This is a genomic window from Nocardiopsis flavescens (assembly GCF_900141985.1).
In the GTDB taxonomy this organism is placed as follows: domain Bacteria; phylum Actinomycetota; class Actinomycetes; order Streptosporangiales; family Streptosporangiaceae; genus Nocardiopsis; species Nocardiopsis flavescens.
Map to the genome: position 1 here is coordinate 747,164 of NZ_FQZK01000001.1, position 25,398 is coordinate 772,561.

17 protein-coding genes are annotated in these 25,398 nt (G+C 73.4%); 14 read left to right on the plus strand and 3 right to left on the minus strand.

The genetic code is table 11. The annotated features are described in order from the left end of the window. The first annotated feature begins 142 nt into the window (after positions 1–142). The 10 genes from BUE45_RS03415 to BUE45_RS03460 all read left to right on the plus strand — a co-directional run bounded on the left by BUE45_RS03415 (position 143) and on the right by BUE45_RS03460 (position 13,433). Positions 143–880 carry an Atu4866 domain-containing protein gene (locus BUE45_RS03415; protein ID WP_218619478.1) on the plus strand — a complete coding sequence of 246 codons (738 nt, stop codon included), beginning with the start codon at positions 143–145 and terminating at the stop codon, positions 878–880. Then, positions 877–2,277 (plus strand): amidohydrolase family protein, encoded by a 1,401-nt coding sequence (locus tag BUE45_RS03420; protein WP_073374735.1) that lies wholly within the window; start codon positions 877–879, stop codon positions 2,275–2,277. The genes BUE45_RS03415 and BUE45_RS03420 overlap by 4 nt, the downstream gene beginning before the upstream one ends. Positions 2,278–2,462: 185 nt before the next feature. Next, positions 2,463–3,098 carry an Atu4866 domain-containing protein gene (locus BUE45_RS32880; protein ID WP_143173244.1) on the plus strand — a complete coding sequence of 212 codons (636 nt, stop codon included), beginning with the start codon at positions 2,463–2,465 and terminating at the stop codon, positions 3,096–3,098. 897 nt (positions 3,099–3,995) lie between these two features. After that, positions 3,996–5,261: a helix-turn-helix domain-containing protein gene (locus BUE45_RS03430; RefSeq protein ID WP_073374737.1), complete on the plus strand. Its 1,266-nt coding sequence runs from the start codon at positions 3,996–3,998 to the stop codon at positions 5,259–5,261. Positions 5,262–5,428: 167 nt separating this feature from the next. Further along, the gene (locus tag BUE45_RS03435; protein WP_073374739.1) at positions 5,429–5,920 is read left to right on the plus strand and encodes a hypothetical protein; all 492 of its coding nucleotides are present in this window, start codon (positions 5,429–5,431) and stop codon (positions 5,918–5,920) included. Positions 5,921–5,922: 2 nt separating this feature from the next. After that, entirely contained in the window at positions 5,923–6,774 is an 852-nt protein-coding gene (locus BUE45_RS03440; RefSeq protein WP_143173246.1) for a helix-turn-helix domain-containing protein, read from the plus strand. A 2-nt stretch (positions 6,775–6,776) separates the two neighbouring features. Next, positions 6,777–8,099: a hypothetical protein gene (locus BUE45_RS03445; RefSeq protein ID WP_073374743.1), complete on the plus strand. Its 1,323-nt coding sequence runs from the start codon at positions 6,777–6,779 to the stop codon at positions 8,097–8,099. A gap of 86 nt (positions 8,100–8,185) precedes the next feature. Continuing rightward, entirely contained in the window at positions 8,186–8,995 is an 810-nt protein-coding gene (locus BUE45_RS03450) for a class I SAM-dependent methyltransferase (protein WP_073374745.1), read from the plus strand. Continuing rightward, positions 8,992–11,916, plus strand: a complete 2,925-nt coding sequence (locus tag BUE45_RS03455) for a beta-ketoacyl synthase N-terminal-like domain-containing protein (protein ID WP_073374747.1) — start codon at positions 8,992–8,994, stop codon at positions 11,914–11,916. The genes BUE45_RS03450 and BUE45_RS03455 overlap by 4 nt, the downstream gene beginning before the upstream one ends. Before the next feature lie 599 nt (positions 11,917–12,515). Further along, the gene (locus tag BUE45_RS03460; RefSeq protein ID WP_073375385.1) at positions 12,516–13,433 is read left to right on the plus strand and encodes a CPBP family intramembrane glutamic endopeptidase; all 918 of its coding nucleotides are present in this window, start codon (positions 12,516–12,518) and stop codon (positions 13,431–13,433) included. A 44-nt stretch (positions 13,434–13,477) separates the two neighbouring features. Here BUE45_RS03460 and BUE45_RS03465 read toward each other — a convergent pair whose 3' ends face one another. Then, positions 13,478–13,768, minus strand: coding sequence for a hypothetical protein (locus BUE45_RS03465; RefSeq protein ID WP_073374749.1), 291 nt, complete (start codon positions 13,766–13,768; stop codon positions 13,478–13,480). A 264-nt stretch (positions 13,769–14,032) separates the two neighbouring features. After that, a complete protein-coding gene (locus BUE45_RS03470; protein WP_073374753.1) occupies positions 14,033–14,938 on the minus strand; it encodes a CPBP family intramembrane glutamic endopeptidase in 906 nt (301 codons plus the stop codon). Between the two features lie 1,259 nt (positions 14,939–16,197). On the opposite strand from BUE45_RS03470, the gene fxsT reads away from it, so the two are divergent. Next, positions 16,198–20,079 (plus strand): FxSxx-COOH system tetratricopeptide repeat protein, encoded by a 3,882-nt coding sequence (gene fxsT / locus BUE45_RS03475; protein WP_073374754.1) that lies wholly within the window; start codon positions 16,198–16,200, stop codon positions 20,077–20,079. 581 nt (positions 20,080–20,660) lie between these two features. Here the strand turns inward: fxsT and BUE45_RS03480 are convergent. Further along, positions 20,661–21,869, minus strand: coding sequence for an FxsB family cyclophane-forming radical SAM/SPASM peptide maturase (locus BUE45_RS03480; RefSeq protein WP_218619479.1), 1,209 nt, complete (start codon positions 21,867–21,869; stop codon positions 20,661–20,663). A gap of 788 nt (positions 21,870–22,657) precedes the next feature. Between BUE45_RS03480 and BUE45_RS33995 the strand changes: the two genes are divergently transcribed. Genes BUE45_RS33995 through BUE45_RS03495 form a run of 3 tightly spaced genes read left to right on the plus strand, consistent with a single transcriptional unit; the run spans position 22,658 to position 25,333 of the window. Further along, positions 22,658–23,254, plus strand: a complete 597-nt coding sequence (locus BUE45_RS33995) for a TIR domain-containing protein (protein ID WP_342745998.1) — start codon at positions 22,658–22,660, stop codon at positions 23,252–23,254. A 49-nt stretch (positions 23,255–23,303) separates the two neighbouring features. After that, positions 23,304–24,224 carry a TIR domain-containing protein gene (locus BUE45_RS31645; RefSeq protein ID WP_143173248.1) on the plus strand — a complete coding sequence of 307 codons (921 nt, stop codon included), beginning with the start codon at positions 23,304–23,306 and terminating at the stop codon, positions 24,222–24,224. Positions 24,225–24,226: 2 nt separating this feature from the next. Beyond that, positions 24,227–25,333, plus strand: a complete 1,107-nt coding sequence (locus BUE45_RS03495; RefSeq protein WP_073374763.1) for a hypothetical protein — start codon at positions 24,227–24,229, stop codon at positions 25,331–25,333. The last annotated feature ends 65 nt before the right edge of the window (positions 25,334–25,398 follow it).

Sequence of the window (25,398 nt, forward strand, 5' to 3'; positions counted from 1 at the left end):
ACCCCCGCGGCCGTGTCGGGGGCCGGTGGGCGTGGAGCGCCGCCGCGCGCCCGGGTCCGGGCCCGGCGGGAGCGTGGGTGCGGCGCACCCCGGGTGTGCCACGGCCTTCTGCGGCGCCGCCGACGCGGGCAGGCTGATGCCCATGAACTCCACCTCTTTTCCCGGTTTCACCGATGCCGCGCTGGCCGCCGTGCGGGCCGGCGCCGAACGGCCGCTGCTGCTCACCGGCGCGACGGTGCACACCCTCGACCCGCTGATCGGAACGGTGCGCGGCGCCGACCTCCTCGTCGTCGGGGAGGTGGTCGTCGGCGTGGGTCCGGGGATCGTCACCGCCGCCGAGGACGACGGGGCGATCGTCGTCGACGCGCACGGAACGACCGTCCTGCCCTCCCGTCCGGCCCTGGTCCACGGGAGCGGCGGGCGCGGCGGGGCGGGCACCCTGGCGCCGGGTGCGCGGGCGGACCTCGTCGTGGTCGACGGGGACGCCGCCGACCCGGCCGCGGCCGTCGGACTCGCCCTGGCCTCGCCCGGGCGCATCCGGGCCGCCCTGGCGGACGGGGTACCCGTGCACTGGGCCGGGCTCCCCCTCGGCGACGGGACCGGGGCCCCGGCACGGCCGCGGCCGGAGGAGGCCGCGGTGGACCCGGACCGGGTGGGGGTGTGGATCGACACCGGGGGCTTCCTGCACCAGGAACTCGGGGCCGACGGCCGCTACGACGAGACGCGCGGCGGGCGCCCGCACGCCTTCCAGGGCCGCTTCTGGACGGACGGCGACCGCATCGACTACCTGGACGACCTGGGCTTCTGGGCCTTCGGCACGTTCGACGGCGACACCCTCCACCACGCCGGCTACACCCTGCACCTGGGAGAGGCCCGATGAGCCCCGCCACCCCGCTCCCGGACGCGCTGCGGCGCCCGGCCGCCGACCCCGACCGCCGCGTCCTGCTCACCGGGGGCACCGTGGTGACCATGGACCCCCGGACGGGGGTCCTGGACCGGGGCGACGTCCTGCTCCGGGGCGACCGCATCGCCGCGGTCGGGCACGGGCTGCCCTCCGACGGCGCGCTGGTCGTCGACACGACCGGCTCCATCGTCGCCCCGGGCCTGGTGGACACCCACCGGCACGCGTGGCAGGCGCAGATGCGGCGCACCATCCCCGACGTCGACGACCTGGCGGGCTACCTGCGGTCCACGCTGGTACGGGTGGCGCCCGCCTACACCCCGGAGGACGTCCACCTCGGAACACGGCTGGCCGCGCTGACCGCGCTGGACGGCGGCATCACCACGATGCTCGACTTCTCGCACAACTCCCGCAGCGGGGCCCACGCGGACGCCGCGATCACGGCCCTGGCGGACACCGGCATCCGCGGGGTGCACGCGTCCATGGCTCCGCACTTCGGGGAGTGGGAGGGGCAGTGGCCGCGGGACCTGGAGCGGCTGCGCTCGACCTACGCGCCGACCGACGACGGGCTCCTCACCCTGCGCCTGGCGGCCCTGGCCACGCCCGACGTCGCCGGTGCGCGCCTGGCCTACGGGGCCGAACTGGCACGGGTGGCCGGGGACCTGGACATCGGCGTGAGCCTGGACGCGGTGTTCGGCCCGGCCGCCTCCGACGCCGTCGTCTCCTGGGGGCGCCAGGGACTGCTGGGACCGCACGTCGAGGCGATCCACTGCACCGCCCTGTCGCCCGAGGCGTGGGCCGCCCTGCGCGACCACGGGGCGACGGTGTCGCTGGCGCCCACCTCCGACGCCCAGATCGGGCTGGAGGACGCGGTGCCCCCGGTGGACGAGGCCCTGGCCCACGGCATCCGCCCGGGGCTGTCGGTGGACGTGGAGGTCGCCCTGGCGTCCGACATGTTCACGCAGATGCGGGCCCTGCTGACGATCCAGCGGATGCGCGCGGTCCACGCCGCGTACGGCACGTCGGAGGAGCCGTCCCGGATCACGACGCGCGACGTGCTCGACTTCGCCACCCTGGCGGGGGCGCGCACCCTGCGCCTGGACGACCGCACCGGGTCCCTCACCCCCGGCAAGCAGGCCGACCTCATCGTCGTCGACGCCGAGGCGGTCAACACGATGCCGCTGCACGACGCCGTCGGCACGCTGGTGCTGGGGGCGGACCGCGCGAACATCACCTCCGTCTGGGTCGCCGGCCGGGTGCGCAAGTGGGACGGGGCGCTGGTGGACGTGGACGTCGACGCCCTGCGCAGCAGCGTGCACAACTCCGTCGCGGCGATCGCCGCGCGGCTCGCCGACGCCGACGCCCGGGACCGGTGAGGGCCCGTACCGCGGAGGGCGCCCGCGGCCCCGCCGGCCCCGGGTCCGTGCGGCGCCGGGCCTCACGGACCTGCGCCGCCGCCCTCCTGCTGTCACTCCTGCCCGCCTGCGCCCACCCCGGCGCACCGGGCGCCGCTCCCGCCGGGCCGACCCCGGCGGCCACCGACCGAACACGGGAAGAGCCGATGGCCGAACACACCGGGACCCCCTTCACCGTCACCGGGGCGCACGTCATGCGCACGCCGGAGCACGGCGACGTCCGCGACCTGCACGTCCGGGACGGCGTGCTCGCCCGGGAGGCGCCCGGCCCGGGCGCCGGGACGGTCGACGCGCACGGGTTCCACGCGGTGCCGCTCACGGTGGACAGCGCCGTGGCGCAGCGCCCGGAGCACGAGAGGGGGGTGCACGACCTGGTCCCCGGCAACCCCGCCACCTTCGCCCTGGTGCGAGGGCCGGTCGCCGAGTCCCGGATCCGGCGGATGCTCGTCGTCTCCCCCGCGGACCTGAGGGCGGTGTACGTCGACGGGCACCGGGAGGCCTGGCGGGGGGAGCCGGTGCGCCCCGCCGGGCGGGACCTGGCGGACGCCGGGACGCGGGCGCGGTGGGTCGGCACGTGGGAGGACCCGGCCCGGGACCTGCTCCAGCACCTCGCCGCGGACGGTCGGTACTCCGAGACCCGGGGAGGGCGGGCCGACGCCTACACCGGCCGGTACTGGGTGCGCGCGGACCGCATCACGTACCTGGACGACTCGGGGTTCTGGGCCTTCGGGGAGCTGGTCGGCACCACGCTGCACCACGCGGGCTTCGTGATGCACCGGTGAGGGGCCGGCGCCCGGGGGGATGCTCCCCGGGCGCCGGTCCGCGGGGCCGCGGGACACGGGCGCGGTGCGGGCGGCGCCCCCGGTCGGTCCGGAAAGCACTGATCCGGACCTGCTCGCCCCCGGGGGTACGGGCGGCGGCCCTGCGAGGTCCGGGCCGCCCACCCGGACCTGCACACCGCCGGGCGTGCGGGCGGCGCCCCGCCCGCTCCCGCCGGACGCGTTCCCTCCACCGCGCCGCCGACCCGCCGGGGCCCGGATCCGCGCCCGTTCCGGCGTCCGGCCACCGGGCCGCCCGGGGAGGCGGCGCGCCCTCCGTTCCCCCGGACACGCGGTCCCACCAGGCTCCACGGCCCCCGCCGCCGACACCGGCACCCCCTGTGAACACCGTCACACCGCCCCCGGGGGCGGGCACGGTCCGCGCTCCCCCGCGGCGCGGACCGGAACCGCAGGTCGGAGCCCCCGGGATGATCCGGACCCCGGCGGACAGAGACCTCCGCAGAGGAACATTCCGCCCGGCGGCCCGGCGCCGGCCCCCCACCGTCACCGCGTGTGTACTGGTCACGCCGGGAAACGCGATATGGTCCCATCGCGAAACCAACCGGCGGCGGGGCCCGCGGCCTCGGAGAACCCCCGCGCCCCCGTACCGGCGACATCGCCGGGACTTCGGCAGACGGCACCGGGCACGGGGGGGAGCCCGCCTTCACCTCTCCTCCCTCCGGTCCCGTACGTGATGAGAGCGAGGACAGCGGTGACCGCCACCGTCGCGCCGCGTGAGAGCGCGCGCCCGCCCCGGTCCCCCTCCCCGGCCGGGAGGCGGGCCCGCAGGTGAGAAGCACGCCTCCCGCCACCGACCCGGCAGAGCCGCGGATGTGCCCCGCCTGCGGGCGGAACCGGTGCGTGTGCATCCCCGAGGGGTTCTGGTCCTCCTCCCGGATGCTCCGGGCCGCCGGCGAGCGCGACCTGCGCACCCTGTTCCGGGAGCTGAACAACCGGGGGCTGTCCCAGCGCACCCTGGCCGCCCTGACGGGGCTGGGGCAGACCACGGTCGGCGCGATCATGAAGGGCCGCCGGGCGCTCACCAGCAACCACCTCATCGACCAGGCCCTGGCCGGACTGCGCACCCCAGCGCCGAACCCGCCGGCCGACCACGCGGCGCACGGGGCCGCCGACGTCGCCGAGCCGGCCGCCGGCACGCCGGACCACGACCCGCTGGCGGCCCTGGGACGGCACTCGGCCGGCCTGGTACGGCACGCGGACGCGGGACCGGTGGGGGCACGGTCGATGACCCTGGCCGACGAGAGGCTGCGCGACCTGGCGGAACGCTACCTCGCCGACCCGGCCGCGGACATCCTGTCCGCGCTGGCCGAGCTCTCCGCCCAGTTGGAGGCGTGGCGGGGCCAGAAGGTACCTCTGACAGTGGCCCGGAGCCTGTGGGTCCTCTCCGGCTGGAGGTCGGCGCTGGCCTCGTGGATGAGCGTGGACGCGACCCGCCCCGGCGACGCCCTCGCCCACGCCCGCGCGGCCCAGGTCGCCGCCGAGGAGAGCGCTCACGACGGCATCACCGTGTGGGCGCTGATCTGCCGGCGCAACATCTCCTACTGGCAGCGCAACCGCTCCCGCGCGGCGCAGTACGCCGAACAGGCCTGGCAGAGGGCCCAGGCGGTCGGCGGCGGCGCCGCCGTGATCAGCGCCAGCGCCCTGGCCCAGGACCTGGCCGTGCGCGGCAGCGGCGACCGGGCGAAGTCCCTGATCAGCCAGGCACGGCGCGCCCTGGAGTCCAAGCCCACGCAGGACAGCGATCTCGGCGGCCCCCTGTCCTGTGGGCTGCCCCGCGCCAGCGGGTACTGGTCCGAGGCCTTCCTCGACCTCGGCGACCACCCCTCCGCGGTGCGGTGCGCCCGCGAGGGGCTGGAGGCCTCCCGGGAGTCGCTGGTGCGCGCCCCGGGGCCGGAGCGCATGCTCACGGTGCACCTGGCGATGGGGCTGGCGGCGTCGGGCCGGATCGACGAGGCCGTGGAGGCGGTCGAGCCCCTGCTGACGCTGGCCCCCTCCCTGCGGGTGCGCCCCCTGGTACTGCGCCTGGAGCGGTTCGGACGCCTCCTCCCCGGCGGGGAGGCGACCGCCGCCGTACGGGAGCGGATCCGCGCGTTCACCGACCTGTGAGCCCCGGACCCGTCGACCGCGCCACCACCCGCCCCGCCCCCGCCTTCCGGCGCGGCGCGGTAACGAGTCCGCGAACACCCCGGCCGTGAACTGCGAGTACGGACGTGCTCACGAATGAGCACGCGGTGGCCTTGGTGTGCTCACGAGGTGTGGCGACCCTGTAGCGCATGATCATCTCGGCTCGCGTCCCTCCCGGGGTCCGCCACGAACGCCCCGCGGCGGTCGGCCGCCTGCTGACCGCCTTCGAACAGGACCACCCCGGCACCCGCCACACCGCGGCGTTCGGACCCGACGGCGTCCTGCTGGGCCACGCGGGCGGCGACGGGGACACCGGGGCGCAGGCGCGCGCGGAGCAGAACGCGTCCTCCTGCTACATGCTGGCCTCCCTCACCACGGGCGTCTCCTCCCTGCGGGTGTCGGCCCTGCCCGGGGGAGAAACCGCCGCGGCCGACCACCTGCTGCTGCGCCACCGCCCCGCCGACGCGCGCCCCGGATCGAGCCCCTGGTGGGTGGTGATCGTACCGATCGCGGACAGCGGCGGCCTGGTGACGGAGATCCCCGACGCCGCGGTCGCGCCCCAGCAGGTGCTGGGGCCGCTGGCGGAGTGCGCGGAGCGGGTCTCCCAGGCCCTCGCCGAGGCGCACCGAAGGGCCGGGTGACCGTGGCCGCCCCGTCCGGCCCGGTGGCGGTGCCGCCGCGCCGCGCCGCGTCCGGCCTGCGCGTGTCCCCCCTGCGCGGGGTGTACGTGACGTCCCTGGTCACCGCCGTGGCGGACACGCCCGAGCCCGTCGGCCTGTCCGAGCTGGCCGAGGCGGCGCTCGACCTGATCCGCCGCAGCGGGCGGCCCGTGAGCGTCCTGGAGCTGGCCGCCCGGCTCAACCAGCTCCCCGTCGTGACGGCCCTGTCCGTGGCCGAACTCGTCGTCGTGCCGGCCCCGGACCCCCGGGGACGCCCCGGCGGCACCGGGGGCGCCCCCGCCCCGGTCCGGCAGGTGTACGCGCCCTCCCCCGCCCCGGCGACGCGCTGGAGGGCGTGGACCGCCCCCGCCGGGTTCCCCGGACCGACACTCCACCACGACGTGTGGCTGGTGGTGTCGGCCGACGAGTCGGCGCGGTACTCCCTGGGGCCCCTGGCCCCGATCGGGCCGATGCCCCTGCCGGCGACCGACACCGGCGGCACCCTCTGGTACGGCGCCGCCCTGGACGCGCTGGCCTTCACCTCCATGATCGCCGTGTGCGGCCTGGAGAACGAGAGCCCGCACTGGGAGTGGCTGGCCCGGATGGCCAGCGGCGCCCTGGTCGTCACCAGGGGCGACCGCCCGCAGGAGGTCCTCCCGGCCCGGCACCGCGTGCCCACCGTGGTGCTCGTGGAGACCGACGGCGAGGACCCCGACACGTCCGCCCGTCGGGTGTGCCACCGCCTGGGCCTGCCGGACACCACACCCGTCGTGTACGGGAGCGCGATCGCCCGCAGCGACATCGACGAAGCCGTGCGCCGGCTGGAGGAACGGTAACCATGAGGAACAACGACCGCGATGACGCGCTCATCGTGGGGAGCGGACACTCCGGGCTCGCCCTGGCGATGGGCCTGGCCACGGACGGCTGGCGGGTCGAGCTGACCACCCGCCACACCCTGGGGGAGATCCTGGGCGGGGCCGCCCGCACCACCCGCCCCTTCCTGCCCTTCGCGCGCTCGGAGGAGCGCACCCTGGGCCTGGACGTGTGGGGCGACAACGCCCCCCAGATGGACCTGATCGAGATGATCCTGGCCTCGCCGGAGGGCGAGCGGACCACGATCCGGACCCGCCTGCCCGGGCTGGCCACCGCGGTCGACCGCCGGCTGGCCACCGCGCTCTGGCTCCAGGCGCTGGAGAACCAGGGGGTGGTGCCCCTGGTGCAGAACACGACGCCCACCGTGGTGGAGTACCTGCTCCGGGCCCGCCCCTACGACCTGGCCGTGATCGCCGCGGGCTCCCAGAGCGACCTGGCGACCGTGTTCGAGGTCGACCACTCCCGCACCGTCGGCGCCAGCGAGCGCACCATCGTCCAGGCGCACGTGGAGACCACCGACTGGGGCGGCGACGAACCGCGGCTGATCATGGTCAGCACCCCCGACGCCGAGATCCTCGTCTCGCCCGTCCTGGCCTACGAGCGCATCTCCCAGGACCAGGTGCGCGCCCTGTCCGTCGTGGACCAGGGCGAGGCGGCCCGCAACTTGAAGATCGACCCGTTCTGGGCCGTGTGCGTGCAGATCATCGCCCGCCCCGGCGGGGCGTTCGCCCCCGAGCCGGTCCCCGCCGGCCAGCGGATCTCCCCCGCCGAGCGCTTCCGGTCCGCGTGGGCCAAGGCCATGGACGCGCTGGAGCGGGTGGCCCCGGAGCTGGCCGCGCGCTACCGCGACCTGCCCCGCGTCGAGGGGTCGGAGCTGATCCAGGGGGTGACCCCGCAGGTGCGCCGCCCGGTGACCGTCCTGAGCGGCATCCCCGTCCTGGGCATCGGCGGCATCACCATGACCGTCGACCCGGCCTCCGGGCAGGGCGCCGCCGTGTCGGCGCTGGTCGCCACCACCATCCGCGACCAGGTGCGCTCACGCCGGGCGCAGACCGCCGAGCCGCCGGACGCCCGGTTCCTGACCGGGGCCTGGGACGCCTTCGACGAGTCCCACGGCAGGCACGCCAACGGCTTCGGCGGGTTCGTCAACGCCTACTGGGACCCCCGCCACCCCCTGCACCCCTCGGTGCGGCAGATGGTCGCCGCGCTGGAGCTCATGCCCGAACAGGCCGCCGCGTGGGGCCAGGGCATCGACCAGCCCGCCCTCATGGCGGCCCTCCTCTCCTAGCGGGAATCCCCTTCACCTCCCGCACCGCAGCTCCCCCGGAACCACCGCCTCTCACCCTGTCCCTGCGAGAACCCTGCGAGCACCCCATGTCCTTCACCCCCGAATCCCGCACGACCGGCGACGCCTCCGGCGAGCACACCCCGGGACCGGTCCCCGGCCCCGAGACGGCGGCCGGCCCCTCCCCGGCCGCCGCGGAGCCGACCAACCGCTGGGTCTACAACCCCCTGACCATGGGTCCGGTGTACGACGCCTTCGTCATCGGCTGGTCCCACGAACACTTCTGGGGCATCTCCAACAAGGTCATCCACGAGCTGTACGACACCCACCTGGGCCGGGTCCACGCCGACGTCGGCGTGGGCACCGGCCACTTCCTCCGCGGCGCCCTGCGCCGCCGGCGGGAGGACCTGGCGGGCCGGCGGCTGCACCTGCTCGACAACTCCCCCTCCTCGCTGAACGCCACCTCCCGGCGGGTCCTGCGCAACACGCGGGGGACGGGCCTGGAGGTGGACGCGCGCCGGTGCGACGCGCTCGCCGCCTGGCCGCTGCCGGACGCGAGCGTCGACTCGGTCGGGACCACGATGATGCTGCACTGCCTGCCCGACGAGGACGGGCGCGGCTTCCCGGCCAAGGCCGCCGTCCTCACCGAGGCGGCCCGGGTGCTGCGGCCCGGGGGGAGCTTCTTCGGCTGCACCGTGCTGGGAGAACGCGACCCCGCGCCCATCTCCCGGTCGGGGGAGCGGATGCGCCGGGTCTACAACACCCGCGAGAACATCTTCCACAACACCGGCGACACGGCGGCGCAGTTCGAGTCCCTGCTCGGGGAGGCCTTCGGGGACTCGGCCCAGACGCGGGTGCGCACGGTCGGGGCCACCCTGGTGTGGGAGGTGGTCCGGTGAGCAGACCCTCACCCCGGTCCGCCGCCCTGGTCGGGATCGGCGCCCGGCTCCCCGGGGCCGGCGGGGCCGACGTGCGCGGCCCGGCCCGGATGTGGGAGGCCCTGCGCTCGGGCGCGACCTCCATCGGCGGCTACCCGGCCGACCGGTGGGCCGCCATGCAGGAACGGCTGCACCCCGAGGACCGGGGCGCCGACCCCTGGCCCGCGGCGCTGGTGCACTGGCCCGCGGGCGTGGACGCGAAGGCCTTCGGGCTGCGGCCCTCCGACACCGCCCACCTGTCCCCCACCCAGACCCTGGTGCTCCAGGTCGCCGCCGAGGCGCTGGCCGACGCCGGCATCCGGGCCGACACGCTCGCGGGGCCCCGCACCGGCGTCTACCTCGGCTTCGCCTCCCCGGACGAGGCCCTGGACCTGTTCGCCGACGGCCGCCGCCCGGCCCTGCCGGACCTGCCCGCCGGGGGCGCGGGGATGGTCGCCACCCCGATCGCCCGGTGGCTGGACTCCCGTGGGCCCCTCGTCACGTACGACAGCAGCTGCTCCGCGTCGATGTACGCGCTGCACGCCGCGCGCCGGGACCTGGCCGACGGCACGGTCACCACCGCGGTCGTCATCGGCGCCAGCGTCCTGTCCCACCCCGTGCCCACCCGGGCGTTCGACTCCGGCGGCGTGCTCGCCCGGGACGGGGACGTGCGCCCCTTCGACGCGGACGCCCACGGATACGTGCGCGGCGAGGCCGTGGTCGCCGCGGTGCTGCGCACCCACGAGCGGGCGTCGCGGGGCCGGGACCGCGTGTACGCCCTGGTCGAGCACACCGCGGTGGGCGCCGACGGCCGCTCGGCCGGGGTGGGCATGCCCTCGGCCGACGCGCTGGCGGAACTCATGGAGCGCGCCCACACCGAGTCCGCGACCGACCCCGGCGACGTCGAGTTCGTGCTCACCCACGGCCCGGGGACCGCGGCCGGAGCGAGGGCCGAGGCCCGGGCCATGGGCCGGGCGTTCGCCAGGGACGGGCGCAACCCGCTGAGGATCGGCTCGGTCAAGGGGCTGTGGGGGCACTCCGAGGCCGCGGCGGGGCTCACCAACCTCCTCGCCGGAGCGCTGGTGCTGCACCACGGCGGACGGATACCGCCCACCGCCGGGCACACCACCCCGCCCGGCTGGCTGGACCGGTACGGGCTCCGGGTGCCCGCCGGACCGGACGAGCGCCTGCCCGTGCGCGCCCGGACCCGCGTCGGCGTCACGGCGCTCGGTTTCAGCGGGGCGACCGCCTACGCGCTGCTGCGCCCGGCGCCGCGGCGGTCCCGGTCCCGGGGGCAGGCCCCCGCCGACCTGGGGGGCGCCGCCGCCTGGCCCCTGTCCGCCCGCACCGCGGAGCGCCTGCGCGCCCGGGCGCAGGTCCTGGCAGAAGCCGTGGGCGCCGGGGCGCGCCCGCCCGGCCCGCACCGGGTGGGCGACCACCTCACCCGCCGCAACCGGCCGGACCTGCCGGTGCGGGCGGCCGTCATCGCCACCGAGGGGGACCGCTCCAACGCGCACCCCGCCTGGAAGGCGCTCGCCCACGGCGACCACCACCCCGACCTCGTCGGGCCCGCCTCCCATCCCGGGCCCTGGCGCCAGGTCTGGGCGTTCGGCGGGCACGGGGCGGCGCACCCCGCCATGGCGGCGTCGCTGTACGGGCGGGACCCGGTGTTCGCCGCCCACTTGGACCGGGCGCTGCACGCCCTGGAGCCCCACACCGCGGGCGCCCCGTGGCGTCCGGGCACGGCGCCGCGGGACCTGGCCCAGGTGCAGCGCGCGACGTGGGCGGTGCAGGTCGCCCTGGCGTCCACGCTCACGGACCGGTGGGGGCTGCGGCCCGACACCGTGGTCGGCCACTCCCTGGGGGAGGTGGCCGCGGCCACCGTGGCGGGGATCCTCTCCCTGTCCGACGCGGCCCGCCTGGTCTCGGTGCGGTCCGACCTGCTGCACGGCGTCGCCCCCGCGGGGGGCATGGTCCTGGCGCGCCTGGACCGGGCCGCCGCGCAGGACGTCGCGGCGGCGCACCCGGTGGACATCGCCTGCTCCAACAGCCCCGAGCACACGGTGTTCTCCGGGGACGGGGCGGCGCTGCGCGCCCTGGTCCCCCGCCTGGAGGAGATCGGTGCCGACCCGCGCCCCCTGGACGGGGCCCCTCCCGCCCACGGGCGCCACGTGCTGCCCCTGCTGCCCGCGCTGAGGGCCGGGCTCGAGGGCCTGTCCCCCCGTCCCGGGGACGTGGAGTTCGTTTCCACGGTCACCGGGACCACCCGGGCCGGAACGGAACTGGACGCCGGGTACTGGGCGGACCAGCTCGCCTCCACCGTGGAGTGGGAGCCGACCCTCACCCGCATCGGCGGCCGGGGGGCGGTCCTGCTGGTGGAGGTCTCCCCCAAGCCGGTGCTGTCCCAGCCCACGGCGCGCGTCCGCGCCCGGCACGGCCTGGACATCGACACCGTCTGCGCGGGCACCCCCGACGACGAGCGCCGCGGCCCGGCCCTGGTCGCGGCGCACGCGTACACCCACCACCTGCCGGTCGCCTGGCCCTACGCGCCCGACCTGCCGGTGGACACGGCGCCCGCCGCCTGGGAGGCGCCGCCGTCGCGGGGCGAGCACTGGCCCGACCTGGCGGCCGGGCTGCGCGGCGACGCGCTGCTCCGGGCGCTGCGCGGGGTGGTCGCGACCGCGGTGGCGTCCCTGTCCCCGACCCCGGTGACGGACGCCGACCACGAACGCGACCTGGGCGAGCTGGGCCTGCACAGCTTCGACCGGCTCGCCCTCCGGCACCTGCTGCTGTCCCCGCTGGAGCAGGGTCCCGCGGACCTGCCCCCGCACGAGCCCACCATCGCCTCGATCGCCGAGGGGCTCGCGGGACTGGTGGACGGCCCGGGCCCGGCGGGCCGCTGACCCGGGGCCCGCGGGGCGCGCCGGGACCACGGTGCGCCCCGCGGGGCTTTCTCCGGGCGGGCTGCGCCCGCGGGCCCGCCGGGGTTCGTGCGCGCGGGTGGCGGGACGGCGGCCGGACCGTCGCGGCCCGGGGGGTCCGGGAGTCCCCTGGGGGTGCTCCGGCGTCCCGCCCCGGCGGGTGCCCCCGGTGGGCAGCCGGGGGCGCTCGGCCCGGCCACTCCCCTCCCCTGCACCTCGGCCCCGCCGGGGCCCGGTAGGGTGCCCGGCCCGGCTCGCACCGCCCCCCTTCCACCCCATCGGGCATCCCGCGTACGGCCGCCGGGGCCCCGGCCGGGCGCGTTCCCTCCCCCGGCGCCGCCGCCCCGCCGGTGGACGCCCGCCCGGCCGCGTCCCTTCAAGGCTCCGCGACCCCGCCGGAGGCCGGTACGGGATCCGCCCCGGCTCACCCCACCTCCCTCTCACCCCATCGGGGCGTCATGTGTTCCCCTGCGCACGGCCAACAGCGACCGCCCCCGTACGACATGCGCACGTGTTCCATGACATCGGCGCGTGCACGTGAACAAGATGTGCTCACGTGAACGAGAGGGGCGCTTGTGTCGATGGGTCGCTTGCCGCTTGCCGTCATCGGTGCGGGAGTCCTGTCACTCCTCGCCGGCGGCCTCCTGGTATGGGCCCTGCGGCCGGAGTCGGTGGGGGTGGACTACCTGGCCTCGGTGGTCCTGGTCTCCTGGTCGCTGCCGGTGTTCGGGGTGGTGGCCACCCGGGTCCTCACCGGGCGGTTCGGGGACCGCCGGGCGCTCGACGCCAGGGTGCGCACCGCGTTGGCGGCGCACCCCCTCCAGCGGCAGCTGCTGTCGCTGGGGGTGTTCCTGTGCTGCTGCGTGGCCCTGATGGCGGTGATGGAACGGGTGCTCTCGGACCTGTCCCTGGAGATGGGGACCGCGCTCACGGCGCCGGCGGACCTGGCGGCACGGCTGCTGTTCCTGCTGGCGCTGCCGGTCCTGGTGATGGACCGCTCCGGTGTGGTCCTGGACGGCCGGGGGACGCGGATGCCGCCCATCGCGCTCAAGGTGACCGAGGGGTGGCGGTGGTCGGGGCTCGTGCCCGCCCTGGTGACGATGGCGCTGCTGGCCGCGCTGGTGCCGGCGCCCTCCAGCCCGTGGGCCTCCCCGCCGGTGGTCTTCGGCGTGCTGTTCTCGTACCTGCTCATCACGGTGAGCGAGGAGGTGTTCTTCCGGGGCATGGTGCAGACCCGGCTGGAGCTGATGCTGGGGCGCTGGCCCGGGATCATCGGGGCGTCCGGGCTCTTCGCGCTGTTCTACGGGGCCGTGCAGCCGACCATCTCGCTCGCCGCGCTGCCCTCCGACGAGGCGCTCTACCGGGCGGGCCTGGCCCTGCTCACCTACGCCCCCCTCGGCCTGCTCTGCGGCTACCTGTGGAGCTGCTTCAGGAACACCTGGGTCAACGTCATCACCCGGATGGGACTGATGACCATCGCCTTCCCGCCCACCCTGTAGCGGGCGCCCCGGTGCCCGCCCGCGGCGGCCGTCCGGGCCGCGGGTCAGGAGGTGCCGGTGCGGCGGCGCGGCCGTGCCCTGGCCGCGAAGGCCGGGTCCACCAGGACCGCGCCCATCGCCAGGGCGCCCCCGGCGAGCATCAGCGGCCCCGGCCACACCAGGTGGCCCGCCGCGCGTTCCACGCACATCAGGTACCCGTCGGAGTCCGGCCGGGCCGGGGAGTACACGGCCTCGCACTCCATCCCGGGCCTCTCGTCGGGGCTCATCGCCAGCGCCAGGCCGCACAGGGCGATCGCGACACCCACGACGACGAGGATCTTGGTGACGTGCAGCACGGGGGACCTCCGCCTGAACGGGCCGAACGGGGGAGGCACACCCTAGCAGCCCCCGTCCGGCCCGGGCCGGTGGGTGCGCGCCGGAGCCCGGCGGGGGTCGCGCCGCGACCGCCCGAACCCCGGCGCCGTCGCGGGCTCCTCCCCCGGTGCCGTGGCGGCGGCCCGGAGAACCCCCGCGCGGCCACCGGGACCCGCGGGAGGGCCGGGGTCCCGTCCGGCGCCCTCCCCCGCCCTCTCCCGGACGTCCGCCGCCGGTGCGGGGGCTCAGGGGGCGGTCGCGGTTCCCGGCGTCCGCACCGGTCCGGTGCGCCGGGTGCGCAGCCACACCACCAGGGCCGTGATGACGATGACCACCCCGGGGACGAGTATGCCCACCGTCCCGCTCGACGAGGGGTCCGCCAGGGCCGCGGAGAAGTCGGTGCGCAGCGCCGCGTCGAACACGAAGGTCAGCGTGTTGAACGACGCGTGCAGCACCACCGCGATCTCGATGCCCCCGGTGCGCCAGGTGACCAGCGCGGTGCCGACGGCGAAGGTCAGGTACCAGATGTTCAGCCGGATGTCGGTCGACAGGTGGATGGCCGCGAAGGCCGCGCTGGAGACGAGCACGCCGACCACGAGGCCCGCGCGCGCTCCGCGCGTCCAGCCCCCGGCGACGCGGAAGACGAGTCCGCGGAACCCGTACTCCTCGGCCGCGGCCTGGAACGGTGTGAGCAGGAACGTGGCCGCCAGCATCCACAGCACGTCCGTGTACGCCCAGACGGTCTGCGGCAGCGGCGTCCAGTACTGGACGGCCAGGACGGCGATCCAGGCCGGTGTGACGAGGAGCAGCGCCCGCCCGAAGACGTCGAACCGGAACCGCGAGACCACCGAGTGCAGCGAGGCGCCCCGCACTCCGTAGAGCCACCGCTGGATGAACATGCTCCAGGGGATCAGCAGCGCGATGGCGACCATGCCCGCGGTGTGCATCAGGGGCGTGTACACGGAGCCGCCCCCGGTGCCGAGCGCGCGGTCCGCCGCCGCGGCGGCGGCGCTGAAGACGACGGTGAAGAGCGCCAGCCCGCCGGTCAGGAGCGCGATCGCGAGGATCCCGCGGCCGATGCGGCGCTTCCCGTCGGCGAGCACCCGGTGGTACTCGACTTCGGGCGGGAGGGTGTCCGTGGGGCGGGGCATGGGTGCGGTCCCTTCGCGAACGGTCCGGGCCCGGTGGAGGCGGCGCGGGAGCGGTGCGGGACCCGGATTCGAGACACGCACCAATACGGCGTATTGCCCTGGCGCACACGAAGGTAGCACAGTTTCCAATACAGTGTATTGGCGCACCGTGGAGGCCGGTCGCGGACATGCGGCCGGGACCGGGTGCGACGGAAGCGCCGGGGCCGGCCGGCACCGGAGGGCACGACCGGCGGACGCAGGCAGGGCTCGGCCGACAGGCGGGCTCCGGTGACCGCCCCGCCCCGGGAACCACCGGGCCCTTCACGTCCCCCCCCGGCCACGCGGCCGACCTTCGCCGGAACCGTCGGCCAGAACGCCGGCGTCCTCCCGGAGGACTCCCGGCGGAATCGTCATGGGCGCCGCCCCGGGAACCCGTTCGGCCGTCGGCGGCGCTGCGGCGCACCACGGCCCGGGGGGCGCGGCGGTCCCGCCCGGCGGAGCCCGAGCCCGGCGCACGGGAGCAGGCGCGCGGGTGACGGGACGGCCGACTCGAGTCCGGACGCCGGCCCCCGCCCGGCGCCGGCGCACGATGCCGTCCCGCCCGGCACCGGCCTCAGCGGCGGACCGGCCCGGAGGACGACAGCCGACGCTCATCCCTCAGGGCGGGACCGGAAAAGCCGCACCACCCGGCGGAAAACGATCCGCGTCCGACCCCGGACGGAGTACGGGCGGCAGACGTACCGGTGATGTACCGGACGGCATCGTCCAGGGACAGGGGCGCGGGGCACCGGCGGCGACCCCTCAGGACACGGGGATGCGCAGCCGCCGAAAATCGCACACAGGTCCACCGCCGATCGCCCTGGACGCGCACCACCTCACGGACGTGCACACGGATCCATGGTCGGCCCCCCGGAGAGCGGACGTTTTCCACTACCCAAGAATCCCCCATTCCCCATTCGTGCATGTATCTTTTGTGGTAAATGTCTGGATTTCAGATTTCAATCAGACTGAATCCGAACCCAATGGTACGACCAATGCTGGCACCGCTGTCAGCGCGAACCGCCCCCCTAGTGACCCACGCCCCCTATGCAGGGGTTTCTTCGAGTGCGACAAGAATGTGAGGATAAGGACGGAGCCAACGCATAGAATGTCTTCACTCCGACAGCCACACCCACCTCAAAACGCATCACATGACCGCATTACGGTCTACCTCCGACCGGGCGGAACGGCGTTTCCCTGTGGCGACCGGACGATGACCAAGCAGCCGAACAGGAGGTGCCGTGCCCCTAGAGACCGGCGGCGTGGCCGACCGAGCCCGGGAAACCAGGATCATCACCTTTCACACCCACACCGCGTTCAACGGGTCCACCCAAGCCCTGGCCAACGTCGCCTGGAACCTGGCCTTCGAGAAGAAGAACGTCCTCGTCGTCGACCTCAACCTCTGGGCCGCACGAATGGACTGCCGGGTCCGCCGCTACCTGGAGCCCTTCTCCCCGTTCCCCCTGGACGGCATCGCCGGGATCACCGACATGATCCAGCAGGTATGCCAGACCGTGAAGGAACGGCAGGGAATCGGCATCAAAGACATATGCCGTGATCATGCAGATGTGAGCAAGAAGTTCACATATGTTCTGCCGTCTCCCAAGCTGCCCAACGCGCTCCAGGGCCGAATCGACTACCTAGGCCCGGGCACCAAGCTCTTTCCCAAGCACGGCGGATACCTTGAGGCCTTCGGTCAGCAGGACGCCGCGGAGCACTTCATAGGAGAGTTCCGGACGTCGCTGCGCTCACAGGGATACGACTACGTCCTGGTGGACACCGCCGCAGGCGAGACCCCGCCCCTCATCCGCAGCAGCATGGTCCTGCTTCCCGACGTCATCGCCTGGTCCCTCCCCTTCGACCGCGGGGAGCATCTGAGTGAGGCGATCAAGGCCTATGGCGACCTCCGAACGCAGATGGGCGACACGAACCGCCACCCCGTGATCCCCTTCGTGGGCAAGGCCTTCGGCAGTGAACAGGCGAGGAGGGACGCCTACGAGAGGATCAGGGAGGAGTTCGAGCTGCCGAAGCTGAACGGCGCCGAGGTCCTCGTCCAGATCCCCCAGGTCGAGCGTTACGTGGACCGGTACACCATCGCGCACTTCGCGGAGGAGCCAACGACGGCCACCCCCTGCCTGGAACAGTACGAGAAGCTGACCGCGATCCTCACCGACGGAGAGGTCGGCAGGGTCGGGCCCCTGTCCCCGACCACCAGGATCACCATCGGCAATCTCATGCGCGGAGCGCGCGCCGCCAACGGTGGCAGGGTGACGCTCCTGTCCACGTGCGCCGACCGGCCGTGGGCCGATTGGATCGCGGTCCAGCTGCGCCGGGCCGGCCTGCGCGTCGAGCGGGCCGACCTCTCCTCTGCCGACAGGGTGCGGGCGGAGGCGGAGCAGGCCGAGGGGACCGTCCTCCTGGTCGTCTCCAAGCACCTCCGGGGCAGCCGTTCCCTCCGCACCGCCGTCGGCATCGCGACCAGGCTGGCTCAGGGACGGCAGGAGGGGCTGGAACTCGTGCCCGTGCACGTCGACCACACCGACACCCCTGCCGACCTCGGCGACCCGGGCCACGGCGGTTTCGGGGTCTCCCGACAGATCCACCTCGCCTACAGTCCGGAGCAGGAGGCCCGCGAGGCCCTGCTGGGCCACTTCGAGTTGCGGTCCCCGGGTGACGCCTCGGCCGACGGACCGCGTTTCCCCGGGCACACGATGCCCCGTATCGGTGAGGTGCCCGAGAGCAACCCGCACTTCGTCGGCCGGGAGAGGCGGCTCGACGAGATGCGCCGGCACCTCGGATACGGCAGCAGGACCGCGGCTCCCATTGTCCTGACCGGCGGCACCGGTGTCGGAAAGGCCTCTATCGCAGCCGAGTACGTGCACCGGTTCGCGACCGACTACGACGTCATCCACTGGATCCAGGCCGACCACCCGGACGGGATCACGCAAGCCCACGCAAGCCTGCTCGAACAGATCCGGCAGAGGACGAAACAGGGGGAGGGGCCGCTCTCCGACCTCCGGGAGGCGGTCTCCCGCCCGCCGGAGGACGATGGCGCGCCCCGGCACCGGTGGCTCCTGGTCTACGTGAACGCCGGCGCACCCGGTGACATCCTGGAGCGGATACCGGACAGGAGCCTGCACCACACCATCATCACTTCGAGCGACCAGTCATGGACCGCCGTCAGGGGCGTGACCGTCGTTCCCGTCACAGCGTTCGATCCCGGGGAGAGCCGCGCGCTCTTCAGGCGGCGCAAGGTCCGGCTTAGCGAAGAAGAGGTGGACCACGTCGCCGAGCGTGTCGGCCACGACCCTCGCACTCTCAACCGGATCGTAGAGACCGTCCACACCTACCGGGAACAGGGCCTCACGCGGGAGCTCGACGACTATCTGGCGACGGTGACGAAGGACAAGAGCCTGGTGACGGTCCTCGACCAGTTGGAGAGGTTCCACCCCGCGAGCCTGCGTCTGCTCCGGATCTGCGCCCACCTGCATCCCCACGGCATTCCCATGGAGGCTCTCCAGACGGAGTCGGCCACCCGTGCCTACGGGGAGGCCGATGCGATGTTCGGCGAGAAGTACCACTTCGGCAGCGTCCTCTACCAGGCGACGCTGAATTCCCTGTTGGAGAAGGGGAGCAGGGAACTCCTGCGGGTCTCCCCCCGGGTGCAGTCCACCGTGCTGGACCACGCCGGTGAAGAGAACGGGGCCCGGGCGAGGGAACTGGTCCACCGCATCCTCTCCGAGTACGCCCCGTCCGACGCCGAGATGGACGACCGGCGGCACAACGCCCGCTACACATGGCTCGGCAGGCAGGTCGAGGCCTCCGGCGCGGTGGAGAGCGACGTGGCGGGGGTGCGCCGCTGGCTGGTCAACCAGGTGCGTTTCCACTACCGGAACTCAGAGCACCCCAGGGCCGTGGAGATCGGGGAGCGTCTCCGTCCGCGCTGGCAGAAGCTGTTCGGGGAAGTGGACGACCTGCTGTTGCGGTTGAACACCCAGCTGGCCAACTCCTACCGGGCCCTGGGGCGGTATGAGGAGGCGTCGCGTCTGACCGAGGCGACTCTGGACCACCAGCAGAGGCTGTACGACACACCGCACCCGTTCACCCTCAGCACCCTCCGGAGCCACGCGGCCGACCTCCGGCTCCAGGGCAGGTACGTCGAGGCCGGGAAGAAGGACAACGCAGCCGTGGACGGCTACCAGGAGCTCGGAGGAACCAACGAACTCGACGTCTCCATCTCCCGCCACAACCTCTCCCTGTCCCTGGCCGGAGCGGGCAAGTACGAGGACGCTCTCCAGGAGTCCATCGCGGCTTACGAGATCCAGAGCAGGGAGTCCGTACTCGGCCCGCGTGACCCGTGGACACTGGTGACCGAGACCACGATGGGCTCCCACTACAGGTACCTGGGCCATCACAAGCGCGCGGAGGGCATCGTGACCAGGGGACACCAGCTTCTCACCGCGATCATGGGAGAGCACGACTCCGACGCGCTCAACGCCCACAAGGAACTGGTCACCGTATGGCGGCTCCAGAGGAACCAGGACATGGTGAGCCGACTGCCCTCACTCATAGAGGAGATCCGGCGGGCCCACGCCGACGGGTACGGCGACGACCACGAGCGCACCCTGTCCATGGAGGTCGAACTCGCCGCCTGCCTCGCCGTGTCCGGTGACGCCCGGGGCGCCCATGAGCAGTCGCTGGCGAACCTCGCCTCTTACCAGAAGCGCTTCGGGGAGGGCCACCTCTTCACGGCGGTGGTCGAGTCCAACCTGTCGGCCCACGCCTGGCTGGACGGGGACGAGGGAGCCGCTCTGGAGCACGGGAAGAACGCCTGTGAGCACCTGTCGGAGAACGAAGGGGTGAATGAGGAGCACCCTCTCATGATCGGGGCCAAGCTCAACCTCGCCAACGCCCATTCCCTGGGAGGGGACGAGAGTCTGAACCTTGCCGGCAGCCTGGAGGCGGACGCCCTGCTGAAGCTGCCGAAGGATTTGGCCAAGCATCCGCTCGCCGAGATCGCACAACAGAACCAGCGCGCGACCATGGACAGGAAGCAGGCCCCCGAGAACATGGCCGTGAGCACTCCCCGAAACTACGTCGATGCGACCATTCCGGAGATCTGACCGCCGCGGAGCATGACCGTCTCCTCCAGGCACGTACGGCGGGACGGGTCCGTGATCGCCGTACCGGGGAACCGGGACCGGGAGGGGCCGGCGAGACAGGGCGACCGCTCGACGAGCGCGCCCGCGCGCTCGGACCGGTCGCAGGGCCGCGACGGAGGCCGCGGGCGTCAGCGCCGCCCACGAACGGGTCGGCACGGATGCCCGCGGCCCCGGCCGTTCACAGAGGGACACCGCCGGAGCCGAAGAGCCGTACCGCGAGGCCGTGCGAGCGGTACCGGGACACCACACCGTCGAGCAGAGCGCCCGGTTCTCAACGGACGTGCTGGAGCCACCGGGCCCAGCGGAAGGGGGCGCCCTCCGGCACGGAGGGCGGGCAGCGGCCGTGGACGCACCCGCACCGCGTGTCGTTCACGCCCACCGCGAGGATGGGCTCCACGCCGCCGAGTCCGCTCGGGAATCCCTCCGTGAAAACGGCCTTGGAATCAGGCGACACCACCGCCTGCCACCGCGCTGCGAACGGGGGATACAGCTGCTCGGAATCGCTCCCGACGAGGACCTCGGCAAAGAGGTCGACAGGCGGGTCAGTGCTCCGTGGGCCGTGCTGGAGTGGAGTTCGATCCCACCCGCCGGTCGACGTGTCGGATGAGCTTCTGGAGGTCTCGGCAGTAGACGGAGGGGTTGGCGAACCCGCTGTCCGCCCGGTGGCGGTGGGCGCGCATGCCGCCGCCGCAGACGCCGAACAGCGGGCAGTCGACACAGGTCGAACAGGGAGAGTCCCCGGTGGGACGGACACGGTCGAAACCGTGCTCGGAGACGTTGAGCCCGGTGGCCCCCGCCCCCTCGTAGGCGATCTTGAGGCTGTCGTGCAGCTCGATGGCCCCGTCGGTCTCGACGACCAGAACCGGGCTGGGGGGCTCGCCCAGGTCCTCGGTGAGGCTGGCCTCCCCTTGCACCAAGCGGACCAGGGAGTCAAAGGTGCGCACCCGAGGCCGCTGGGCGCGCGCGTGCCAGTGGTCGAAAGCCTCGATGAGCCAGTCCGCGTAGGGGGCCCGTGCCGGTGACGTGCCCGGAGGCGGCCTGTCCCAGGTGGCGTGGGGCAGCAGGAAGTCGACCATGGGGGGAGCGTGGGCTCGGAGGGCCTCGTAGGTCCGCACCGGGTCGTTCGCCAGGTCGACCCTGCACAGGAGTCCGCCGTACAGCCCCCTGAAGCGCGGACGGTTCAGGAGTGCCAGAGCCTCACCCACCTGCCGGTGGCTCCCCCTGCCCGATGCGTGGCGGCGGTACCGGTCGTGCGCCTCCGCGTCCCCGTCGAGACTCACACCGACGGCGACCCGGTGACGTGCCAGGATTTCGAGGAAGGCGGTGTCGAGCAGTACCCCGTTGGTCTGGACGGAGAGGTGCAGCGCGGTCGGCGACCGGTGGAAGGCCCGCCTGAGTGTTCCTGCGATGGCGTCGAGGCGCCGGTGTCCGACCAGCAGGGGTTCTCCCCCGTGCAGCGTGACCGCGATGTCGGACAGGCGGTGGCGTTCTCCGTGCTCGACCAGGCGCCGCGACAGATGGTGGGTGACGGGGGAGGACAGAGCCCTGGGCCGCGTTCTCCAGCTGGTGTCCGGGGAACGGTAGACATAGCAGTAATGGCAGGCCAGGTTGCACCGGCTGTGCACCTTGACCACGAAGTGGTGGGGGACTCCCGGCCCGGGCGGGCCCACCGGGTGGGGCGGCGGGGTGCGTCGCCGGTTTCGTTCGGCGTGCAGGCGGCGTGAGCGGACCAGGATCGGGGTGGCGGGCACGGACGCCTTGAAGCCCAGGTCACCGACGTATCCGTAAGTCTCATTTGCGATGTTTTGTTGCTTTGCGTGCCTCAATGAGTATTTCATTCCTTATAATGATTTATGGCCGCTTTGCAGATGATCATTTAACGATCCTTGGGGCGCCGCGTGAGCTTGGTGCCCCTCTGAGCAGATCGTTCTCATTACGGATCGGTCATTGTCCCCGTTCCATCCCGTACTCGGTTCATTCCTGTCTTTTTCGATTTGATGCCTTCGAACCGGCGACAGGAAGTCTTCTTTGGAGTTATGCTCGGACGGTGGTTTGGTTGTTCGGGAGACGGCCCCGAAGGCCGCCGGCGCTGGAGTGGAGGCCGCGCACCGAGAGGGCCCTGGTAGAGGAGACGGATACCGTGGACCGCCTTTTCCTGACCAGTTACACGCTTGCCGATCAGAGTTCCTGGATACGGTCCTTCCACGCCGATCTGGAGTTCGAGTTGAGCCTGCGCCTGGGGCGAAGGGTGTGCGGGATGATCGACACCGAACCCGGGGAGCAAGGCGAGGCCGTGCGGTCCGCATCCACTGTTTCAGCGATGGTCGTCCTGCTGTCCGACGCCTACTTCGCCGACCGCAAGTGCGGACGCCAGTGGAGTGTTTTCACCTCACGACATCCGCTATGGCCGCCCTTGGAACACGAATCCCCCGTTGCGGAGATCCTCCCCGTGCTCTGGAGCCCCCTCCGTCACGCCCTCCCCTCGGGCATCGCCCTTCCCGCCCACTGGCCGCCGAGGGAACCGGCCCTGAGCGAAATGATGAGGCTCAGCGGCAGGGATTCACGGGGTTCCTATAAGGCACGCGTCCGCCGTCTCGCCGAGGGGATTCTCCGGCGCCAGCACCGGCCCCGGGCGCGGTGGTGCCAGGACGACCCCGAACACGCCCCTCCGGCTTTCGGTGAGACCGACCACCGGAGCGAACCGGAGCGCATCGGCGTCAGTTACGTTCAGGCGGACAGCCCCTGGGCCGAGTGGATACAACGACTCTTGCGAAGGAAGGGGTACGAGGTCCAGCCGATGCCACACACAACAGGGGCATCATCCACCACAAGCTGCGAAATCGGACAAGAGCAACACACCGACAAAGTCGTCGTGGTACTCTCGCACAATTTTCTGCGCGAAAGAGAAGGGACCGATCCCCTCTCCTCGCCTCCCCCCGTATTCCGAGGCAGTCCGGACGAGGATTCCACCGAGGGGAAATTCGTCTGCGTGAACGTCGAAAAGGACGAGCTGTCCTCCTTCGACGAGTTGCATCCCATTCACCTCTACGGCCTCGACGACGGAACCGTGGACCGGCTGCTCTCCGCGGTACGCTCCCCCGCCGACAGGCTGGCCTGGTGGCGGCGTGGGGGCTGACGGCCGCGGGAATGCGGCGCTCCCGCCGTCCTTCTTCACCAGCTATTCCGTGAGCAAGAGCGGAACGGACGATGTCCTCCGATTCCACCGAGATCTCGAGAGACACGTCAGAATACGGCTGAACGACGAATCGTGCCGCGGGGTTTCGGGACCCTACGTGGCTCCCGGAGATATGTGGCGTGGGGAGATTCCCCGTGCCTGCGCGACGGCACGCGCGTTCGTGGCACTGCTCAACGACCGGTATGGAGAGAGCACGTGGTGTTCGCGGGAATGGTGGATCTTCGAGGAACGCCTGCGCCGACACGACTTCGGTGACGGCCCCGCTCCTTCCCTGCTCCTTCCCGTGGTCTGGCAGCCCATGGAGAGACCGATCCCGAAGGTGATCGGGAACCGGCAGAGGACGGACTGGTACCTGTCGTCGGGCGCCGCATCCGAAGGCATCCTCGGGCTGATGTACAGGAAGGACCTACAGCCTTACCACGAGGCATGCCACCTTCTCGCCGGGCTGGTGGCCGAAGCCGTCCGGGGTCGCCGGGGACACCTGCCCCCGCTCCCGCCCGAGACGCGCGAGTCCCTGACGCAGGCCTGGAACACCACACCGGACGCGCCGGGGGCATGGACTCCCCCGAAGGCGATGGGCCGCCCCGGGGAGTGGGAGCGTCTCGATCCCCTGGAAAAGGTCGTCCTCGTGCTGGCCGGAGCCCCGCGCCTCTCCCACGTCGCCGAGTGGACAGGCTTCCTCGGGCGGTTGAGCGCCCTGCGGGAGGGGATGCTGGCCCCCCGGCAGTGGGCGTTGACCGATCCGGTCGAGCCCGGGTACCGGAGCCTCGTAGAACACCTGGAGCAGAGGCACGGGCGGGTCCGGGCGTACCGCCTCCTGGAGGAGGCCCTCGCACCACTCACGGCCGAGGGTGCGAGGGCTCTGGCGCAGGTCGTCGACGAGCACTCCTACACTCCACGGACAGGGTGAAAATGAGTGGAACGAACGACCACCGCCCCCTCATCGCGGTGGTCGGCAGCTTCTCCGCGGAACGCGACTACCGGCCCCCGCTCACCGACCCCGGCGGTCTTCGCAACGCCTGTGAGGAGATCGGCGGGGAGATCGCCCGCCGCGGCTGCGACCTGCTCGTCTTCTCCGGCAAGGAGAAGTACGCGGAAACGGCCGCGGCCCGGGGTTTCCTGGCGGCCTCCGAAGCCGGTCCCCGCACGGTCGTCGCGCGACTGGCCAGGCACCAGCAGTACACGCTGGAGCCGGGGCCGGAGTCCGGTGCCCGGATACGGGTGGTCCGCGATCCCAGCGGGGAATGGGAGGTGCCCTACTACCGCGCCCTGATGGAAACGGACGGCATCGTCCTGGCCGGTGGAGGGCGCTCCACCCGTGTCACCGGCATCCTCGCCCTCGCCCAGGAAATCCCGGTCGCTCCCGTGTCGGTGTTCGGCGCCGCTGCCGAACAGGTGTGGGTCCACCTGGACAGGACCCGCAACCGGGCGACCGACGAGGACCTCGCCCTCCTCGGGGGGCCGTGGACGGACACCTCGGCCGGCGACCTCGTCGACGGCCTGCTGCGCCAGGCGGGCGAGCGTGCCCGGGAGGCGGCCCGAAGGCGCAGGGCGGAGCGCCGGGCGCGGTTCCCGGAGCGCTCCGGTCTGTTGACGGCGGCGGCGTTCCTGATCGCGTCGCTGGCCTGCCTCGTCGGGATCTCCGCGGCCCCCGACGGCCCCGTGGGCTTCGCGGCCATGGTGGCGGGACCGATGTTCGCGGCCATGGCGGGTGCGCTCATCCGCGACTCCTTCGGTGCCGAGCAGGAAGCGCTCAAGGCGGTGGTGCGCGGGCTGGGCGCGGGCGTCGTCTCCGTCCTGCTCTTCCTCTCGGCGCAACTGCTGCTGAACCCCGAGGCCCTCCAGGAGAACGTGGCGCTGCTGCGGCTCTCCTTCTTCCTGATCCCCGTCGGATTCACAGCCGGATTCACCTTCGACCTCGTCTTCGACCGGCTGCGCCGCGCGGAACTGCTGCGACCGCCGGAACTGGCCGCCCCTCACCAGCAACAACAGGACGCGGGAGCGGCACCCCCGTCCTGACCGGCTCCCGCCCCGCGGCGGGCCGGGGTGAGCCACCACCCCGCCCGGGGCCGGACGCGCCCCGC